Below are 13,476 nucleotides of genomic sequence, written 5' to 3'. Positions count from 1 at the left end.
TCAATTTTAGCCTCTCGGGGCCGGAGGGAGCAGTGCGTTTCTTCCGGCCCCTTTTCGGGGAAAGGGGCGGCAAAATTGGCCCTTGCATCGCCGGTGCCTTCCATCCCAACAGTGTATAAGCGGATGAAGGCAGGAGGCTGGCGATGAAACCACCGAAAGAACTATGCGTCTCGAAGGACCGGAAGCTCCTGACCGTGAGCTTTCCGGACACAGAGCCGATGTCGCTCAGCGCCGAGATGCTGCGGGTTCTCTCGCCTTCGGCCGAGGTGCAGGGCCATTCCCCGGAGCAGCGGGTGACGGTCGGCGGCAAGAAGGACGTGGCAATCTCGCGCGTGGAGCCGGTGGGCAACTACGCCGTGCGCATCATCTTCGACGACGGCCACGACACCGGGCTATACAGCTGGAGCTATCTCGCTACGCTCGGCAGCGAGCGTGAGCAGCGCTGGCAGGACTATCTCAATGAACTGGAAGAAAAGGGGCTGAGCCGTGAGCACTGAGACGATGGAGGCGGGGGCGATCGAGACGGTCGAGGAACTGGAGACGCTTTACGGGAAGCCCGGCCAGGCTTCGCTGGTCAAGGAGATCGACCGCATCATTCCCGCCTATGCCGCCTTCATTCAAGCCTCGCCCTTCGTAGCACTGGCCACCGCCGGCCCGGAGGGGCTCGACTGCTCGCCACGCGGCGACCGCCCCGGCTTCGTGCGTATCCACGACCCGCGCACCCTGATGATGCCGGACCGGCGCGGCAACAATCGCATCGATTCCCTGAAAAACATCGTCCGCGACGGCCGCGTCGGCCTCCTGTTCCTGGTGCCCGGTTCCGGCACCACATTGCGCGTCAACGGCCGGGCGCATCTCTCCGCCGATCCCGAGCTTTGCGCCTCCTTCGCCGTTGAGGAAAAGGCGCCGCGCTCGGTTATCGTCATCCGCGTCGAAAGTGTCTACTTCCAGTGCGCACGGGCGATCCGTCGGTCGAAGCTGTGGGAGAAGGAGGCGCAGGTGGGTGCGGGTTCGCTGCCGACGCCGGGCGATATTCTGGGTGAACTGAGCCAGGGCGACATCGATGGGAAGAGTTACGATGCCGAATGGCCGGGGCGCGCGGCGAAGACGATGTGGTAGGAGAGCCGCCGGTTCGGGAGCCGCGGCGGTGAAGAAGGGTGCTGGTTTCGACCTGAAGCCGACGTCCTGAACGCCCTTCCTTGACGCAAATACTCCGTCGGCATAATTTGAGGGTGCTGCTGTAGGGCGCGTCGGCTTTCGAGCCGGAGGGGCATTGCCCGCCTACAACAAGGTCCACAACAATGCGCGCCCATGCCGAATATCGAAAACCTCCGAAAACAAGCCAAGCTATACGTGCGATGGCACCGTGAACGATATTTCCCCGTCGCAGCGCAGATCAGATGCTTGCTAGCGCGATTCCGAGACTTGCCCGACAGGGAAGTCTTGGACACAGACTTCAGGCTCAGCGATGCACAGGAGCTTGTCGCCAGAAAACATGGTTTTGAGAGTTGGTCGGCGCTAATCAAAGGCATCGAAACGATGACAGCATCAACAGCATCCAGCATCGGCGCACCTCTGATCATCGCTGCGGAGCCGCAGCTTTTCGTCTTCGACATTGAGGCCTCCTGCCAGTTCTACGTGAACCAGCTCGGCTTCAAGATCGACTTCTCCTACGGAAAACCGCCATTCTATGCTCAGGTCGTTCGCGACGGCGGTCGCTTAAACCTGCGAAAGGTCAGTGGCCCAGTGTTCGATAGCGGCTTTCGGATGAGGGAACGAGATGCCCTTTCTGCAACGCTCACCATTGATCATGTCAAGCCGCTGTTCCTGGAGTTTCAGCAAGCGGGCGTCACGTTCCATCAGCCTTTGAAGACGGAGCCTTGGGGGTCTCGCACCTTCATAGTGCAAGACCCAGATGGGAACCTGCTTTGCTTCGCAGGAGATGCGACGTAGGTCGCCTTTCCACCCGACCCAGACGCCCCCGCCCGACTTCAGTCTGCCTCTACTCTCCCTCCAACTCCTCGGCGATCCGGCGCATCTGGTCGCCCATGGCGTCGCAGAGTTCCGGGCTCGACTGTGCCATGACGCGGTCGATGAGAGCCGTGTAGACCTCCAGCGCCTTCATCAGCAGTGCCTCGCCCTCGTCGGTGAGGTAGAGGCGCATGATGCGCTTGTCCCTGGGGTCGCCTTCGCGGCGCAGGAGGTTCTGCTGTTCGAGCTGCGGCAGAAGCATGGTGATGTTCGAGCGGCCGACGAGCAGGCGGCGCGCCAGCTCGTGCTGGGACGTGCCGGGATGGCGGTAGAGGTTCATCAGGACGTCGAGCTGGGCGATCTTCAGGCCGAGGGGAGCGAGCGCCTGGGACAGGGCACGCACCACGGCCTTCTCCGCCCGCACCACGGCGATCCAGTTGCGAAAGCGGGGATTGTCCCAGGGGAGCGGTTGCCGCTTGTTCATGATTGAACTATAATGTTCAGGATTGAACAGAATAAGGCGCGCAAGATGGTTTCCTTCCCGTTGCAGCTCGTTCGCAGCCTTTTTGCCATAGCCGAGCACGCGGCGCCACGTCTGGCCGGCCGCGCAGCGTTCGCTCTCTTCTGCCGCACGCCGAACCCGCGGCGTGTCTCGCCGAGGGCGCGGGAGGCATTGCGGGCAGCGGAGCCCTTCATGATGGAGGCGCGCCGGCACTGGCTGACTAGCGACTACGGGCATTTCGTGTGCCACGAGTTCCGCCCGCCGGCCGGCGGCAGGGGGTGGGCGACTGCGCTCGTGGTGCATGGATGGGGCTCGCGCGGCGAGCACATGCGCGCCATCATCGAGGAACTGCGCGGGAAGGGGATGCGTGTGGTGGCGCTGGACCTGCCTGGCCACGGCGCCTCCACGGGGCGGCGGCTGAACATGGCGATGGCCGTCGCGGCGGTGAAGACGGCGGAGCTTTGGCTCGGTCCATTCTCCATCATGGTCGGCCATTCACTCGGTGGGGCGGTGGTCGTCAACGCAGCCGTCGGCTCGATCGAAGGCATCGCGCCCGTTGCCGCGCAACGGCTGGTAACGATCTCCGCGCCCAATGCGATGCAGAATGTGTTCGACAGCTTTGCGCGTCATTGCGGCCTCGGGCGTAGCACGCGCGACGCCTTCTATGCTGAGGTCGAGCGTGTTACGGGGCGACCGCTTCGCGCCTTCGAAGGCGCAGCGCAACTGACGCGCCTGTCCGTGCCGGTGCTCGTCCTGCACGCGCCGGATGATCGCGAGGTGTCGGCGGCGGATGCGGAAGCGCTTTGCCGTGCTGGCCCGCATGTGGAGCGCATCTGGGTGGAGGGTGCCGGGCACCGGCGCATCCTGTCCGACCGGCGTGCCGTCATGCAGGTGGGCGAATTCATGGCGCGGCCTTTCTTCCTCGCCGCCGCGCAGTAGGACGTTCGGTCACGATCTCGTGAAGATGCGCGAATCCGGGGTCGAGATGGCTGCGGTTACGCTTGGTTCACCAAACGGCTATAAGTTTCGCGGTCGAAGAGATTCTCTTTCAGTCGGCTTGTGGAGCCGGGTGGCGAACGATCCGTTGCTGAAAAGCGTTGTAAAAAAGACGCAGGATAATTGCGGGGTGATTTGATGACGATGAAGCTTGCGAAACGCGGCGGCCTTTCAATCCTGGCGCTTGCGGTCGCGCTCACCGGGACAGCGTCGTCGGCCAGCGCCGAGCAAAACCTGTTCGACATACTGTTCGGCAATCGCGCCACCAGGCAGCGCGTCCAGGAGCCACCCCGCCAGGCCACCGCACCCGCGCCGCGGGTGGCAGCGCCGAAGATCTCCGCACCCTCCTTCTACAACTACCGGCCGGAGGCGCCTGTAAAGGTGGATTTCGCGGCTCTCACGGTCGCCTTGGAACAGGAGGACGGGGAAAAGCGCGCCGCGTCGTCGCCTTTCGTCGAGGCGCTTGACGGCCTTGCCGGGTTCGAGTTGCTCGCGGAGAAGGAAATCGCCGAGGCGCTTGTCACGCATTACGAGCGCAACCCCGCTTTCATCTGGGTCGAAGGGACGGGGCCGAACGGCAAGGCCGATGCGGTGCTGCGCGTCCTCAATGATGCCGCCGCTTTTGGGCTTTCGGAGACAGACTACGCTGTCAACGTGCCGCTCGCCGCGTCAGCCGTCCTCGATACGCCCGCGGGGCGGCGGCAGGCGCTCATCCGCTTGGAGATGGCGCTTTCGGCGCGCGCGCTGCGCTATGCACGCGACGCCCGCCTGGGCCGCGTCGACCCCAACAAGCTGTCGGGCTACCACGATTTTCCGAAGAAGCCGCTGGTGGAGGCGGCCGTGCTCGAGGTGCTGGCGGGTGCGAAGAAGCCTGCGGACTACCTCGAATCGCTGCACCCGCAGAACACGCTCTACGCCGCCCTTCGCAAAGAATTGAAAGCGCTGAGGGCGAGCGCGGAGAAGGAGATCGTCGTCGACACCGACACCTTTGTCCGGCCCGGTTCCAGCCATCCGGAATTCCCCAAGATCCTGCAGATTATCGAGCGTGACGCCAACCCGGCCTTCCGTGCCGAGCACGGCGAGGTGCTGGTCGCCCATGCCGGCAGCGAAACCTATGCGCAGGAGCTGGTGCCGGTCGTCAAGGCGGCCCAGAAGCTGCACGACCTCAACCCCGACGGCATCATCGGCCGCCGCACGGTGGGCGCATTGGCCGGTGAATCGAAGCAGGCCCGCATTGAGAAGGTGCTTCTGGCGCTCGAGCGCCTGCGCTGGCATCCCTCCCATCTCGGCAGCAGGCGGGTGATGATCAACGCCGCCTCCTTCACCGCTACATATCTGGAGGGCGACAGGGAAACGCTTTCCATGCGCGTCGTGGTGGGCAAGCCGTCCAACCAGACGAGCTTTTTCCACGACGAGATCGAGTATGTGGAATTCAACCCCTATTGGGGCGTGCCGCGTTCCATTCTCGTCAACGAGAAGCTGCCGAAGCTGAGGCGCGATCCGGGCTATCTTGATCGGGCCGGCTATGAGGTGACGGATTCGCGCGGCCGGCGTGTCTCCTCCGCCTCCGTCAATTGGAACCGCTACGGCACCAACATTCCTTTCAGCGTGCGCCAACCGCCCGGACCGAAGAACGCGCTGGGCGAACTGAAGATCATGTTTCCCAACAAGCATAGCATCTACATGCACGATACCCCGGCGAAGGACCTGTTCAGCCGCGATACCCGCGCCTACAGCCATGGCTGTGTGCGCCTGCAGGACCCGCGCGCCATGGCCGCCGCAGTGCTTGGCACATCGGTGGACGAGATCGGCCGGGAGGTCGGCAAGGGGCGCAACGCAAGGCGCGACGCCCCGCAGAAGATCCCGGTCTATGTCGGCTACTTCACCGCCTGGCCGGAGGCGGCGGGCGAGGTCACCTATCACGCCGACATTTATGGCCGCGACGACAACCTGAGGAAGGCACTGGCCAAAGTGGAGGAAACCCGCGCGCCGGGCAGCTGAATCAGGCTCGCCAGAAGGTCGGTGTCAGGATCACGAGGACGGCCAGGATTTCCAGGCGACCGAGCAGCATGGTCGCGGCCAATATCCACTTCGCATAGTCGCTGAGCGAAGCGAAATTGCCTGCCGGACCGACAATCGGCCCGAGGCCCGGGCCGACATTCGTCACCGCGGTCAGTGTGGCCGTCATCGAGGTGACGAGGTCGACGTTGCCCGCTGAGAGCGCCAGCGTCCCGCTCACCCACACGACGATGAAGCCGACCACGAAAAGCGTTATGGAGCGCTGCATCTCCTCGTCCACGGTGCGGTTGCCGTAGCGCAGCGGCTGCACCGAGCGTCCATAGACCAGGGTGCGCAAGCCGTTCTGCAGCATGCGCGCGAGGATGAGGAACCGGTAGGATTTCACGCCACCGGACGTCGAGCCCGAACAGCCGCCGAGAAAGGTGGCGAAGAAGAACACCGTAACGGCGAACGGGCTCCATAACGAGTAGTCCTCGCTCGCATAGCCTGTCGTGGTGATGATCGAGACGAGGTTGAAGGTCGAACTCGTCAAGGCTTCGCCAAAGGTCGTATCGCTGACGATGCGCCTATGGATGGCGAGCGCCAGGACGATGCTGACCACGTAGGCCAGGAAAAGCCGGATCTGCGGGTCTCGCAAAGCGTCCAGCCGGCCGCGTACGACAAGCAGGATGAGGATCGAGAAGGGCAGGGCGCCGAGAATCATGAAGACCGTGCTGACCCACAACACCGCGGTGCTCTCGAAATAGCCGAAGGAGGCGTCGTGGGTGGAGAAGCCGCCGGTGGCGAGCGTCGTCATGGCATGGTTGACCGCATCGAAGGTGGTCATCCCGACCGCAGCGTAGGAGATGGCGCAGAGCGCCGTGAGCACCACATAGATGCCGACGAGAGCTTGAAGGAAGCTGGACAGGCGCTCGAAGGGCCGATCCTCGATATCCGACGATTCGATGCGGAAATAGGAAAAGCCGCCGACGTTCAGAAGCGGTAGGAAGAACAGGCCGAGCGCAATGACGCCGAGGCCGCCGATCCACTGCAGAAGCGAACGCCACAGGAGGATGCCGGGCGGCAGGCCGTCGAGCCCCGAAATGACGGTGGAGCCGGTGGTGGTGACCGCCGAGACTGATTCGAATACGGCGCTGGCGAAATCGAGTTTCAGCGAAGCCGTATAGAGTGGAAATGCGCCGATGAGGCCGACCGTCAGCCACAGCACCATGACGATGAAGAACGCAAGCCGCGTCGAGCGGATGGGCGCGTGGTCTCGCGTGGCAGCAGCAACCGTCAGCGCCACCGCGGCGGTCGTGAAGGCGCAGATGGCGAAGACCTGCCAGTCCCTGTGACCGTAATACAGATCGACCGCCGCCGGCACGAGCATCGCTGCGGCGATGTAGAGCGCAAAGATGGAAGCCACGAAGGCGGCCGCCCTGACGATGGAAGCGTGCACGTTGGGATCGCTCTCAGGATTGCATCGACAATGGCTCGCGAAACAGCAGCTTGGACCCGTGGAACAAAGGCTCGTCCGCTGCGCTCCTTTCTATCGGGATGGTGGGCGCGGTAGGGATTGAACCTACGACCCCACCCGTGTGAAGGGTGTGCTCTCCCGCTGAGCTACGCGCCCGCCCGACCGGTCAATGCCGAGCGCGCGGGGATATAAGGGGTGGCCGGCTGTGAAGTCAAGACGCCGGCTGATCGGCAGCGGCGGCCATGAGCTTTTCGGCGAGTTCCAACGTCAACGCATCGAAATGTGAGATGACGCGACTGGGCTCGAACATATGCACCGGCTGGTCCGTATAGCCGAAATCGACGGCCACCACCGGGATGTCTGCCGCCTTGGCGGTATCGATATCAGTACGCGAATCACCGATCATGACGGCGCGCTCCGGATCGCCGCCGGCACGCGCAATCGTATCGAACAGGTGGCGCGGGTCAGGCTTTTTGTGGCTGAAGCTATCGCCGCCGCAGATTGCTTCGAACAGTCCGGCGATCTCCAGAGCCTCCAAAAGATGCCGCGACAGGTGTTCGAGCTTGTTGGTGCAGACGGCGGTGACGAAGCCCGCCTGCCGAAAGCGCGCCACGGCATCAAGTGCGCCCGGGAAGGGCTGCGAGCGGCCAGGCATTCCCGCCGTATAGTGCTCAATGAAAAGGTCCTGCAGCGCGTCGAGCTGGCCGTTCGCAAGCCGCCGTCCATCGGCGGCGAAAGCGCGCTCGATCATGGTGCGGCTGCCGGCTCCTATGAAACGGCGGATCTGCACTTCGTCGACCGGAGGCAGGCCGACGCCGCGCAGGCAGTGGTTGAGGCTGTCGAGCAGGTCCGGCGCGGTGTCGACGAGCGTTCCGTCCAAGTCGAATACGATGATAGGCTTGGTCATTGATATTCCCCTTCGTACCAAGGGCGGATACCGCGCCATGGTGCGGTCTGCAAGGAAGTCGACGCAGTACGAAGGTATTTGCCGGGCGTGGCGAAAAAAGTTAGGAAGCATCCCAAACTGTTTGGGGGTGAAATGGCAGCGGACGCCAAGACATTGAAAAAAGAGGCCGCGCGGGCGGCACTTGGGCACGTCGAGAGCGGTATGAAACTCGGCATCGGCACGGGCTCGACCGCCGAGGAGTTCGTGCGGCTGCTTGCCGCAGGGGTGGCGGAAGGGCTCGATGTCGTGGGCGTGCCGACGTCAGAGCGCACGGAGGCGCTGTGTCGGGAACTCTCGGTGCCGCTTACAACCCTGGACGAGACGCCCGAGCTCGACCTCACCGTGGACGGCGCCGATGAAGTCGGCCCCGGCCTCGCCCTCATCAAGGGCGGGGGCGGCGCGCTGTTGCGCGAGAAGATTGTTGCCGCAGCGTCGGAGCGCATGATCGTCATCGCCGACGAGAGCAAGCTGGTCGAAACCCTCGGCCGCTTTCCCCTGCCCATCGAAGTGAATACTTTCGGACTGCGCGCAACGATGCTCGCCATCGGAGCGGCCGGCCGGCGCTTCGGCCTGACGGGGGAAATCGCCATACGCGGGACGGAAGCCAGGCCTTTCCTCACCGACGGCGGCCATGTTATCGTTGATGCATCATTTGGCCGTATTCCCGCGACAAGAGCATTTGCTGACGAGTTGAACGCGATACCCGGTGTCGTGGAGCATGGCTTGTTCATCGGCCTTGCCAGCCTGGCGATACTTGCCGGCAAGAACGGCATTAGAACGATCGATGCGCACAGCTGATACGGACCCCAGAAACGGAGTAGGACTGAAAATGACATTGGCTAAACGCGCCCGCCTTTTTGCGCTCACCGCCGCTATGACCTTTGCAGCGTTTTCGCTGCCGGCCAGCGCCCAGGAGATCTCGGAGTCGCACCTGAAGGCAGCGCGCGCCGCGATCGATGCGATCGCCGCCACCGACGATTTCGACAATTATCTACCGCTGGCAGCGCAGACGCTGAAGGCCGAACTCATCCAGCAGAGCCCGAACATGGTGGACCTCATCAATGCCACCGTAGACGAGAAGGCGCTGGACCTGGCGAGCCGCCGCGCTGACCTGGAAAACGAGGCGGCGCATGCCTATGCGCGCGTGTTCAGCGAGGAGGACCTCAACAACATCACCGAGTTCTACAACTCGCCCACGGGGCAGAAGCTTCTGGCCGACGGCCCGATCGTCACCCGCGAGGTGCTCAGGGCCGCCAGTGTCTGGCGCCGCGGCATCGAGCGCGACCTGTCCAACAGCGTGACCGAACAGCTCGAGGCTGCCACCAATGCCCAGGCGCCCTCCGGGAACGAGGCCGAGAGCGGCCAATAAACACCTGAAAACGGATTAGTGAATAGAATTCAAAGCCCGGCTTTAACGCCGGGCTTTTATTTTCAGCGCCCGCAGCATAGCTGAAGAAGGCACGAAAGCGCGAGCATAGGACACAGGCAGCATATGGCGGACTTCGATCTCGACCTTTTTGTTATCGGCGGCGGCTCGGGCGGTGTCAGGGCAGGGCGTCTGGCCGCAGCCATGGGAAAGCGCGTCGCCATAGCCGAGGAATACCGTTTCGGCGGCACCTGCGTCATCCGCGGCTGCGTGCCGAAGAAGCTGTTCGTCTATGCATCGCAGTTTCCAGAGCATTTCGCGGATTCGGTCGGCTACGGCTGGACGCTGGGCGAAGCCCGCTTTGACTGGCCGACGCTCGTCGCTAACAAGGATCGCGAGATCGCCCGGCTCGAGAGGCTCTACCGAAAAGGCCTTGAAAACGCTGATGCGCGCATCTTCGATGAAAGAGCAGTCCTCCTCGACCGGCACACGGTGCGCGTTGGAAGCGAGACGCTGACTGCGGAGAATATCCTCATCGCCACCGGCGGCCGCCCGAACCCGCATGAGGCGCTGCCCGGCCATGAGCACTGCATCTTCTCCAACGAAGCGTTCCACCTCGAAAAGCTGCCGCGTTCCATTGCCATCGAGGGCGGCGGCTATATCGCGGTGGAATTCGCCAATATCTTTCATGGGCTGGGCGTCGAGACGACACTCATCTACCGCGGCAAGGAGATTCTCGGCCGGTTCGACAGCGACGTCCGCCGCGGCTTACATGAGGCCATGGAGGCCAAGGGGATCCGCATCCTGTGCCAGGATATCTTTGAGGCGGTCGAGAAGCGCGCCGACGGTCGGCTCGACACGCAGATGAAGTCGGGCGGCAAGATGACCTTCGACATGGTGATGCTGGCCATCGGCCGCCTTCCCAACACCGAAGGCCTTGGCCTGGATGCAGCCGGCGTGGAAACGGGTGTTAAGGGCGAGATACTGGTCGACGACTATTCGCGCACCAACGTCGACAACATCTGGGCGATCGGCGACGTTACCGATCGCGTGCAGCTCACCCCCGTCGCCATCCACGAGGCCATGTGCTTCATCGAGACCGTCTTCAAGGACAATCCAACGCAGGTCGACCACGAGGACATCGCCACCGCCGTTTTCTCGCAGCCGGAGATCGGCACCGTCGGCCTGAGCGAGGAGGCCGCGGCCAGGCGCTACGATACGCTGGAAATCTACCGCGCCAGCTTCCGGCCCATGCGTCACACGCTTTCAGGGCGCCAGGAAAAGATGATTATGAAACTGGTCGTCGACGCTGGCTCGTGCCGCGTCGTCGGTGCTCACATCCTGGGACCGGACGCCGGCGAGATGGCGCAGTTGCTGGCCATTCCCATCAAGGCGGGGCTGACGAAGGACGCCTTCGACCGCACGATGGCCGTCCATCCCACGGCGGCGGAAGAGCTGGTGACGATGTATCAGCCGACTTACCGGGTGCGGAACGGAGAGCGGGTTTAGGCACTGTCGCATCTTCTCACGTTCCGGATGACATTCGCAGGGCTCTTTTGCGTCGCGTTGCGGGCAAATGCGGGGTAGTATCCGGTTAAAGCTTCCGCTAAATAGCCGCTTTCCGGCTGGCAGACGCCGGCCGGAGGTAGAGCCTATGGGTGTAGACATGACGAAATGGTCGCCGAATTCGTGGAGAAACAAGCCAATCGAGCAGGTTCCGGCCTATCCGGACCAGGCCGCGCTGGCCGAGGTCGAAGCGCGGATGGCGACCTATCCACCGCTGGTTTTTGCAGGTGAGGCGCGCAAGCTGAAGAGACAGCTGGCGACCGTCGCCGACGGCGAAGGCTTTCTCCTGCAGGGTGGCGATTGCGCCGAAAGCTTCGCCGAGCACGGCGCCGACAATATCCGCGATTTCTTCCGCGTCTTCCTGCAGATGGCGGTGGTGCTGACATTCGGCGGCGCCCAGCCGGTGGTGAAGGTCGGCCGCATCGCCGGCCAGTTCGCCAAGCCGCGCTCCTCCGACATCGAGGCGAAGGGCGAGGTGTCGCTGCCCTCCTACCGCGGCGACATCATCAACGGCATCGACTTCACGGAAGGCTCGCGCACGCCGGATCCGGCGCGCCAGGACATGGCCTACCGCCAGTCGGCGGCGACGCTGAACCTGCTGCGCGCCTTCGCACAGGGCGGCTTCGCCAATCTGGAGAACGTGCACAAGTGGATGGTCGGCTTCATCGCCGACAGCCCGCAGGGCGAGCGCTATCAGGCCCTAGCCGACCGCATCTCCGAGACGATGGATTTCATGCGTGCCATCGGTATCAATGCGGAGAGCCACCCCTCGCTCCGCGAGACCGACTTCTACACCAGCCACGAGGCGCTGCTTCTCGGCTACGAGGAGGCGCTGACGCGCGTCGATTCCACGTCCGGCGAGTGGTACGCCACCTCCGGCCATATGATCTGGATCGGCGACCGCACGCGCCAGCCCGACCATGCGCATGTGGAATACTGCCGCGGCGTGAAGAACCCGCTCGGCCTTAAATGCGGGCCCTCGCTGGAGCCCGATGGGCTCCTCCGGTTGATCGATGCGCTCAACCCTGAGAACGAGGCAGGCCGGCTGACGCTGATCGCCCGTTTCGGCGCCGACATGGTGGAGGACAACCTGCCGAAGCTGATCCGCGCCGTCGAGAAGGAAGGCCGCAAAGTGGTCTGGTCGTGCGACCCCATGCACGGCAACACCATCTCGCTCAACGGCTACAAGACGCGCCCCTTCGACCGCATCTTGCAGGAGGTGGAGGGCTTCTTCGCGGTGCATCGCGCGGAAGGCACGCATCCCGGCGGCATTCATATCGAGATGACAGGCAAGAACGTCACCGAATGCACGGGCGGCGCTCGCGCTATCTCGGCCGACGATCTGCACGACCGCTACCACACTCACTGCGACCCGCGCCTCAATGCCGACCAGGCGCTGGAGCTTGCTTTTCTGGTGGCCGAACTGCTCAAGAAGGACGCGGCCGCGCATCCGCAGAAGAAGGTCGCGGCGCTGTGAAGAGGCGCACCACGGTGCGCTTCCATTGACCACAGCGTTCAACGCTTTGCGATACAGCCGACACCCTCGCCATGGCATAGTGGCGGGGGTTTTCGTTGGAGGTAATTCATGTCGCAGACAAGAGAAGGCGCGTGCTTGTGCGGCGCCGTCCGCTTTCGCACACACGGCAGCATGCGCGGCGTCGTCTATTGCCACTGCTCGCAATGCCGCAAGCAGAGTGGGCACGTCTACGCCGCAACCGATGTGGACGACGCCCGCCTCGAAATATCGGGCGGCGACAACCTCACCTGGTACGCTGCTTCCGATTTCGCCAGGCGCGGTTTCTGCCGCACCTGCGGCTCGGTTCTTTTCTGGAAGCGCAATGGGGCTGACGTGACGTCGATCATGGCCGGCAGTTTCGAGCAGCCGAGCGGGCTGAAGGCGGAAGCGCATATCTTCGTTGCCGACAAGGGCGATTACTACGAAATCGCCGACGGCCTGCCGCAATACGCGCGTTCAAGCGACTCGATCCTGGTGGCCGACGAGCCGCAAAAAGCGCGGAAATAGCCGTACATGACCGACCTGCCGAGCGGCCTGCGCATCGAGAACCGCAAGGAACTGCCCGAGGACCTGCGGTTCCTCGTGGAAAAATACCCGCGCGAGACTTGGGCCGGTCACGCCAATCTGGGCGAGATGGCGCAGTTCTGGCTGCAGCGGCACGACATGTTCCGCGAACTGGGCGGCATGCTGCAGAAGAGCGTCACTGACTATCGCGAAGGCCACCTCCCGCCTGCCGCCTTCGCGCAATTTTTTGCTCCGCGCCTGCGCTTCTTCCTGCAGCAGCTTCATGGCCACCACCAGGTGGAGGACCTGCACTACTTTCCCGCTTTCGCCAGGGCCGAGCGGCAGCTTCAACGCGGCTTCGACATCCTCGACAGCGACCACCACATCATCCACGACGCGCTGGAACGCAATGGCGAGAAGGCGCGAGAGCTCCTTCTGGCCCTGCAGGAGAATGCCGACCGTCAGCTTTTCGCCGCAGACGCCTATGCCGATGAAAACGAGCGCCTGATCGGTATGCTCACCCGCCACCTCCACGACGAGGAAGACCTGATCATCCCGCTCATGCTGGACCGTGGCGAGGGCAGCTTCACCGGCTGATCGGCCTCCCACTTGTTGCAAGCCTTCGGGCCGCAGG

General features: G+C 63.5%; 14 protein-coding genes and 1 tRNA gene. 11 read left to right on the top strand and 4 right to left on the bottom strand.

Annotated elements, in window-relative coordinates:
* Window positions 1-143: 143 nt before the first annotated feature.
* From N5A92_RS10805 to N5A92_RS10795, 3 genes are all read left to right on the top strand, one after another.
* Window positions 144-497, top strand: a complete 354-nt coding sequence (locus N5A92_RS10805; RefSeq protein WP_260902567.1) for a gamma-butyrobetaine hydroxylase family protein — start codon at window positions 144-146, stop codon at window positions 495-497.
* Window positions 498-501: 4 nt separating this feature from the next.
* On the top strand, window positions 502-1,119 hold the full coding sequence (locus N5A92_RS10800; protein WP_260903564.1) for a pyridoxamine 5'-phosphate oxidase family protein: 618 nt from the start codon (window positions 502-504) through the stop codon (window positions 1,117-1,119).
* 192 nt (window positions 1,120-1,311) lie between these two features.
* Window positions 1,312-1,953: a bleomycin resistance protein gene (locus N5A92_RS10795; protein WP_260902566.1), complete on the top strand. Its 642-nt coding sequence runs from the start codon at window positions 1,312-1,314 to the stop codon at window positions 1,951-1,953.
* A 49-nt stretch (window positions 1,954-2,002) separates the two neighbouring features.
* Here the strand turns inward: N5A92_RS10795 and N5A92_RS10790 are convergent, their stop codons facing one another.
* A complete protein-coding gene (locus N5A92_RS10790; protein ID WP_260902565.1) occupies window positions 2,003-2,455 on the bottom strand; it encodes a MarR family winged helix-turn-helix transcriptional regulator in 453 nt (150 codons plus the stop codon).
* A 12-nt stretch (window positions 2,456-2,467) separates the two neighbouring features.
* On the opposite strand from N5A92_RS10790, the gene N5A92_RS10785 reads away from it, so the two are divergent.
* Window positions 2,468-3,412 carry an alpha/beta hydrolase gene (locus tag N5A92_RS10785; protein ID WP_260902564.1) on the top strand — a complete coding sequence of 315 codons (945 nt, stop codon included), beginning with the start codon at window positions 2,468-2,470 and terminating at the stop codon, window positions 3,410-3,412.
* Between the two features lie 195 nt (window positions 3,413-3,607).
* The gene (locus N5A92_RS10780) at window positions 3,608-5,470 is read left to right on the top strand and encodes a L,D-transpeptidase family protein (RefSeq protein ID WP_260902563.1); all 1,863 of its coding nucleotides are present in this window, start codon (window positions 3,608-3,610) and stop codon (window positions 5,468-5,470) included.
* Between the two features lies 1 nt (window position 5,471).
* On the opposite strand, the gene N5A92_RS10775 is transcribed toward N5A92_RS10780, so the two are convergent.
* The 3 genes from N5A92_RS10775 to N5A92_RS10765 form a co-directional block, all read right to left on the bottom strand.
* The gene (locus tag N5A92_RS10775) at window positions 5,472-6,926 is read right to left on the bottom strand and encodes a TrkH family potassium uptake protein (protein WP_260902561.1); all 1,455 of its coding nucleotides are present in this window, start codon (window positions 6,924-6,926) and stop codon (window positions 5,472-5,474) included.
* 99 nt (window positions 6,927-7,025) lie between these two features.
* Window positions 7,026-7,100: transfer RNA gene (locus tag N5A92_RS10770), tRNA-Val, on the bottom strand.
* Between the two features lie 55 nt (window positions 7,101-7,155).
* Complete coding sequence (locus tag N5A92_RS10765; protein WP_260902559.1) at window positions 7,156-7,851, bottom strand: HAD family hydrolase; 696 nt, start codon at window positions 7,849-7,851, stop codon at window positions 7,156-7,158.
* A 132-nt stretch (window positions 7,852-7,983) separates the two neighbouring features.
* On the opposite strand from N5A92_RS10765, the gene rpiA reads away from it, so the two are divergent.
* The 6 genes from rpiA to N5A92_RS10735 all read left to right on the top strand — a co-directional run bounded on the left by rpiA (window position 7,984) and on the right by N5A92_RS10735 (window position 13,439).
* Window positions 7,984-8,688 (top strand): ribose-5-phosphate isomerase RpiA, encoded by a 705-nt coding sequence (gene rpiA, locus N5A92_RS10760; protein WP_260902558.1) that lies wholly within the window; start codon window positions 7,984-7,986, stop codon window positions 8,686-8,688.
* A 31-nt stretch (window positions 8,689-8,719) separates the two neighbouring features.
* Window positions 8,720-9,259, top strand: coding sequence for a DUF2059 domain-containing protein (locus N5A92_RS10755; RefSeq protein WP_260902557.1), 540 nt, complete (start codon window positions 8,720-8,722; stop codon window positions 9,257-9,259).
* A 123-nt stretch (window positions 9,260-9,382) separates the two neighbouring features.
* The gene (gene gor / locus N5A92_RS10750) at window positions 9,383-10,765 is read left to right on the top strand and encodes a glutathione-disulfide reductase (RefSeq protein ID WP_260902556.1); all 1,383 of its coding nucleotides are present in this window, start codon (window positions 9,383-9,385) and stop codon (window positions 10,763-10,765) included.
* A 157-nt stretch (window positions 10,766-10,922) separates the two neighbouring features.
* Window positions 10,923-12,299: a class II 3-deoxy-7-phosphoheptulonate synthase gene (locus N5A92_RS10745; protein WP_260903562.1), complete on the top strand. Its 1,377-nt coding sequence runs from the start codon at window positions 10,923-10,925 to the stop codon at window positions 12,297-12,299.
* 108 nt (window positions 12,300-12,407) lie between these two features.
* Window positions 12,408-12,845, top strand: a complete 438-nt coding sequence (locus N5A92_RS10740) for a GFA family protein (RefSeq protein WP_260902555.1) — start codon at window positions 12,408-12,410, stop codon at window positions 12,843-12,845.
* A 6-nt stretch (window positions 12,846-12,851) separates the two neighbouring features.
* Entirely contained in the window at window positions 12,852-13,439 is a 588-nt protein-coding gene (locus N5A92_RS10735; RefSeq protein WP_260902554.1) for a hemerythrin domain-containing protein, read from the top strand.
* The last annotated feature ends 37 nt before the right edge of the window (window positions 13,440-13,476 follow it).

Origin of the sequence: Chelativorans salis, assembly GCF_025336525.1 — a bacterium.
GTDB lineage: Bacteria > Pseudomonadota > Alphaproteobacteria > Rhizobiales > Rhizobiaceae > Chelativorans > Chelativorans salis.
The sequence above is the reverse complement of the archived record's forward strand: the minus strand, read 5'-3'. Positions and strand labels throughout refer to the sequence as shown.